Annotated in this window: 6 protein-coding genes; all 6 read right to left on the bottom strand. The window is 68.1% G+C overall.

What is annotated here, in order from left to right; all coding sequences use genetic code 11:
• On the bottom strand, positions 1-554 hold a 554-nt coding region (locus tag RT697_RS26880), incomplete at its 3' end, for an ABC transporter ATP-binding protein (protein WP_313702671.1).
• A gap of 22 nt (positions 555-576) precedes the next feature.
• Positions 577-1,134, bottom strand: a complete 558-nt coding sequence (locus RT697_RS26875) for a carboxymuconolactone decarboxylase family protein (RefSeq protein WP_313702670.1) — start codon at positions 1,132-1,134, stop codon at positions 577-579.
• Between the two features lie 97 nt (positions 1,135-1,231).
• A complete protein-coding gene (locus RT697_RS26870; protein WP_313702669.1) occupies positions 1,232-2,005 on the bottom strand; it encodes an SDR family oxidoreductase in 774 nt (257 codons plus the stop codon).
• Positions 2,002-3,543 carry a class I adenylate-forming enzyme family protein gene (locus tag RT697_RS26865; RefSeq protein WP_313702668.1) on the bottom strand — a complete coding sequence of 514 codons (1,542 nt, stop codon included), beginning with the start codon at positions 3,541-3,543 and terminating at the stop codon, positions 2,002-2,004. Before RT697_RS26865 ends, RT697_RS26870 begins: the two co-directional genes overlap by 4 nt.
• Before the next feature lie 26 nt (positions 3,544-3,569).
• The gene (locus RT697_RS26860) at positions 3,570-4,451 is read right to left on the bottom strand and encodes an ABC transporter permease (RefSeq protein WP_313702667.1); all 882 of its coding nucleotides are present in this window, start codon (positions 4,449-4,451) and stop codon (positions 3,570-3,572) included.
• A gap of 1 nt (position 4,452) precedes the next feature.
• Positions 4,453-4,787, bottom strand: a 335-nt coding sequence (locus tag RT697_RS26855) for an ABC transporter permease (protein ID WP_313702666.1), incomplete at its 5' end; no start/stop codon positions are given.

Raw genomic sequence — 4,787 nt, 5'->3', positions numbered from 1 at the left:
GTGTCGGCCAGCATGGATTCCAGGAACAGGCGGGTCTGGTAGTCCAGCGCCGAAAACGGTTCGTCCAGCAGCAGCACGTCCGGATCGGGCAACAGCGTGCGCGCCAGGGCCACGCGCTGGCGCATGCCGCCGGACAGCGCCTTCGGATAGCTGTCCTGGAAAGGCAGCAGGCCGAAGGTGTCCAGGTACTCGCGTGCGCGTTCGACGGATTCGGCCTTGGGCGCGCCGCGGATCTCCAGGCCCACCAGGACGTTGTCCAGCACGGTGCGCCACGGCATCAGCAGGTCGCGTTGCAGCATGTAGCCGACGCGCCCGCGCAGGTTGGGCAGCGGTCGGCCGTCCAGCGCGATGGTGCCGGCGTCGTGTTCCAGAAGGCCGGTGAGGATGTTGAACAGCGTGGACTTGCCGCAGCCGGACGGGCCGATGATGCTGACGAACTCGCCGCTGGCGGCGTTCAGGCTGATGTCGTCCAGCACCTGCACGGGGCCGGTGTCGGTATGGAAGCGCTTGGAGAGATTGCGGATCTCAAGTTTCAGGGGCGGGGTGGGGCTCATGGCGAAACGACTGCACGCCGCCTCAAGCCGCGCCAGGCTCCAGTTCCAGGGCCACCACGTCTTCGTGCGGCACTTCCAGCGCCTCGTTGAAGCGCTTGAAGAAGCTGCACAGCGCGATGCGGATGGTCAGCTCGACGATCTGCTCTTCGCTGAAGAACGACTGCAGCTTCGCGTAGAACGCATCGCTGACCTGCGCCGGCGTCAGGGTGACCAGCACCGCGTAGTCGCGCACCACCAGGTCTTTCTCGTCCAGACCCGGCACTTGCGGTTCCAGCAGGCGGTCGATGGCTTCCTGCGAGATGCCTTGCGCAGCCAGCTTGGGCGTGTGCAGCGTGACGCAGTAGTGGCAGGCATGCGCCTTGGACGCGGTCAGCAGTGCAATTTCCAGGTGGCGCGGCGAAATCAGGCCGTCTTCGCGCGACTGCACCAGGTACGAGAAGAAATGCTTCAAGGCCGGCGGGCGGGGCGCGAACGCGCTCAGCATGTTCGCGTACGGGCCGTAATCCTGCAGAAGCTGATTGAAGAGTTGGGCGGTCGCGGGATCCAGCTTGGCGGGATCCAAAGGAGTAAGGCGTGACAAGGCAATTCCAGCGTGGGGAGAAGAACGCTGGAATCCTAAGAGACATGCGGCCGCGTGAAAAATACCGATATCACATATGTATATGGGTATGCCGGTGCTACAGCCGCTGTCCTCCCGTCGCGTCGATGCGCTGTCCCGTGACCCAGCGCCCTTCGTTGGAAGCCAGGAACGCCACGATGTCCGCGATGTCTTCGGGTTGGCCCACGCGGCCCAGCGCGATGCTCTGCGCGATGACGCGGCTCAGTTCCGGGTCGCGGGCGCGCTGGTTCAGATCGGTGGCGGTGGCGCCGGGCAGGACCGAATTCACGGAGATGCCGCGCGCGCCAAGTTCGCTGGCCAACAGCAGGGTCAGCGCTTCCAGGCCCGCCTTGGCCGGCGCGTACACGCTCATCTCGGGATAGGCGGCGCGCGTACCCATCGACGAGATGTTGATGATGCGTCCGCCATCGCGCAGGAACGGCAGGCAGTGCTGGATCAGGAAGAATGGCGTCTTCAGGTTCACCTGCAGCACCCGGTCGAAGTCCGCCGGCGTCACCTCGGGCAGCCGGGCGCGCAGGCCCACGCCCGCGTTGTTGACCAGGATGTCCAGTCCGTCGGCTCCGGTGCATTCGCGCAGGCTGGTGCGCGCATCCTGCGCGAGCTGTTCGGCCGCTTCCGGGTCCGCCAGATCGGCCTGCAGCGTCCACGCCTGGCCGCCGGCCGCCTGGATCTGGCCCACGACTTCATCGGCGGCGTCGGCCCGCGCGTTGTAGTGGACGGCGACGAGCGCGCCGCGGCGGCCCAGCGCCAGCGCGATCGCGCGGCCAATGCCCCGGCTGCCGCCGGTGACGAGGGCGGTCTTGCCCGCCAGGGAATCCGGTGCGGCGCTCATGCGGCCTCCTTTTCGGGTTGTGCCCATGCCTGCCGCGCTTCCAGCGTGCGCGCCTCGTGCAGCAGGGCGTTGCGATCGACCTTGTTGGTGCCTGCCCACGGCAGGTCGTCCAGGAAGCGGATACGGCGTGGATGCTGATACGCCGGGCCATTCGCCAAGGCGTGCTGCCTGAGCGTGTCGGCGTCCAGCGTGCTGCCGGCGCGCCGGACGACGAAGGCGACCGGGATGTGGCCGCGCTCTTCGTCGGCCAGCGGCACCACGCAGCTCTGGCGCACGTCAGGATGCGACTCCAGCAGTTTCTCGACTTCAACGGGATAGATGTTCTCGCCCGCGCAGACGAACATGTCGTCCGCGCGGCCCACAAAGTAGTGGAATCCGTCAGGGTCGCGGCGCATCACGTCGCCGCTGTAGTACCAGCCGTCGTTCAGCACCTGCGCGCTCTTTTCGGGCAGGTTGTGATAGCCGCCCAGCACGGCCGGGTTCTTCATTTCGAGCACTCCCTCGTCCGGTCCGGCGCCGCCCGTCAGGCGGACCTGCGCGGCGTCCAGCGGATAGCCGACGGACAGCGGCGGCGTGGGCAAGCCGTCGGGATGCGGCCCGAACACGGCGGGACCGGCCTCGGTCGTGCCATAGCCGTGGGTAATGCGCACATGCGGCAGCGCGCGCTGGATGCGGTCGAACAGGGCCGTCGTCATCGGCGCGGAGCCCAGCATCACGCGCTCCAGCGCCGACAGGTCGCGGTCCTGCAGCAAGGCCGGATCCTTGACCAGCCGCGCGAACATCGTGGGCACGGCGGTCAGGATGGTGATGCGGTAGCGCGCCAAGGCATCGGCGTAGGCCGACACCTCGAACCCGGGCTGGATCACCAGCAGGCTGTTGCTGGCAAACGCGCGCTTGGACATGAAGAGGCCATTCATGTGGAACAGCGGCTGCGCCAGCAGGTAGCGCGCTTGCGGCGCGTCCGGGTTCGCGGGGCCGGACGTGGCGGTCAGCGCCCACAGTTGGCCGGCATGCGTCAGCGGCACGCCCTTGGGTTTGCCGGTGGATCCGGACGTGTACAGCATCTGCGCGATGTCCTCGGGCGCGGGCGTGACGCTCTTGAACGCGGAGGGAACGATCTGCGCGGCAAAGCCCTGCGGGCCGGTGTCGTCGAAATCCAGCACCGGCACGGTGGCCTCGAACCCGGCGCGGCGCGGGCCGTCCACGAACGCGAGCGCGATATCCGCATCGCGCAGCACGTAGTCGATGTTTTCCTGCGATTGCTTGATGTTGATCGGCACGGCCACGTGACCGGCCCGCATGATGCCGAAGTACGCCAGCAGGTATTCGGCGCGGTTCAGGGCCGCGATGGCAATGCGCGAGCCAGGCGGCAGGCTGCGCGCGGTCAGCCACGCGGCCACGCCGCCGGCCAAGCGGTCGGCCTCGCCGTGCGTCAGTTGCCACGGCGTGTCGGGCAGGCGCAGGTCGACGAGCGCGGGCAGGTCGGCCGGCAGGCGCGGATCGGCAAGGTCGCCAAGGTTTTGGGGGGAATGCGTCATGAGAAGGACTTCCAGAAGTTGGCGGCTCAGCGCTTTTGCAGCTTGGGATTGAGCGCGTCGTTCAGGCCGTCGCCGACCAGGTTCAGCGACAGCACGGTAAGCATGATGGCCACGCCGGGCACGGCGCAGATGTACCAGGAGGACCGGATCAGGCTGCGGCCTTCGCCCACCAGCCGGCCCCAGCTTGCGATGTTGGGATCGCCCAGGCCCAGGAAGGACACCACCGATTCGTACAGGATGGCTCCGGCCACCACCAGCGACGACATCACGATGACGGGCGGCAGCGCATTGGGCAGGACTTCGGCGGCGGCGATGCGCCACGGGCTCATGCCGACGGCGCGGCAGGCCTGCACGAACTCGCGCTCCTTGAAGGACAGGAACTCGGCGCGGGTCAGGCGCGCGATCGGGGGCCAGGACACCAGACCTACCGCCAGCGTGATGTGCTCGATGCGTGGACCGAGCACCGACACGACCGTCAGCACGAAGACCACGTTGGGAATGATCTGGAACAGTTCGGTCAGGCGCATCAACCCCTCGTCGATCCAGCCGCCCGCCCAGGCGGCGGCCGCGCCGACGGTCACGCCGATCAGCGTGGCGGTGGCGGCGGCCACCAGGCCGATCAGCAGCGTGGCGCGCGCGCCGTGGGCGATGAGTGCGGCGATGTCGCGGCCCATCGAGTCGGTGCCTAGCGGATAACGCCAGGACTCGAACGGCCAGATCTCGGGCGCGCCGACGATGCGAAGCGGGTTGACGGGGTAGAGCCAGTCCGCGCCGGCCGCGACCAGCGCGACCAGCAGCAGGACCAGCGCGCCGGCGACTGCGCCGCGATTGCGGGCAAAGCGGGCGGCGAATGCCTCCGGTCGGCGGGCGGGCGGCGCCGGGAGGGTTGCAGCGGAGGTAGCGGACATGTCAGGCGGCCTTGATGCGCGGATCCAGTCGCGTATACGCCAGATCCACAAAGATGTTGGCGACGATGACCACGACGGAGCTGAGGACCAGGATGCCCAGCACGACGGGGTAGTTGCGGCTCATGACGCTGTCGAACAGCACGGCGCCGATGCCGGGCCAGCTGAACACCGACTCGATCACGATGCTGCCGCCCAGCACCGCGCCCAGTTGCAGGCCCAGCAGGGTCACGATGGGCAGCACGGCGTTGCGCAGCACGTGGCGCAGCACCACGGCGACGCGTGTCAGGCCCTTGGCGTAGGCCGTGCGCACGTAGTCCATGCGGCTGACTTCCAGCA

Source organism: Achromobacter sp., assembly GCF_032113835.1.
GTDB lineage: Bacteria > Pseudomonadota > Gammaproteobacteria > Burkholderiales > Burkholderiaceae_B > Achromobacter.
Note: the sequence above shows the minus strand (reverse complement) of the source record. Positions and strands in the feature narration are given on the sequence as shown.